This window comes from Stenotrophomonas maltophilia group sp. RNC7 (assembly GCF_030910085.1).
GTDB classification, from domain to species: Bacteria; Pseudomonadota; Gammaproteobacteria; order Xanthomonadales; family Xanthomonadaceae; genus Stenotrophomonas; species Stenotrophomonas sepilia.
On record NZ_JAVFVN010000644.1, the window covers coordinates 1 to 378 of the forward strand.

1 protein-coding gene is annotated in these 378 nt (G+C 65.9%); it reads right to left on the reverse strand.

The features are described from left to right. On the reverse strand, window positions 1–378 hold a 378-nt coding region (locus tag RCF13_RS12810), incomplete at both ends, for a phage virion morphogenesis protein (protein WP_308141238.1).

Consider the following 378-nt stretch of genomic DNA (forward strand, 5'->3'; position numbering starts at 1 on the left):
GGGATACGGACCTGGGCGACCAGGCGGCCGCCCACTTTCAGGGCCTTGCCCCGTTTGGGGCGGATGATGCCGCCGAACTGATGAATGGCCGCGTACTCCAGGTTGCTGCCCACCAGCACCGAATCAGGCAATACCTGCCAATGGATGGTGTTGCAGAGGTAGCCGTGCAGCGTCAGAATTTTGTCTTTGTTGGCTGGCTTGGCTTGCTCGTACCACTTCGATAGCGGCGCCCAGGCGCTGCCGTCCGGGGCCGCCTGGGTCTTGAAGCGGTCGCGGCTGGAATTGGCCAGGTACTCGCCGATGCCGCGCAGCGCCGGCGTCACGTCGCGGGCCAGCTCGGCCAGGCGCGCCATGGCCCGGGCGAATTTGGCGTCATTG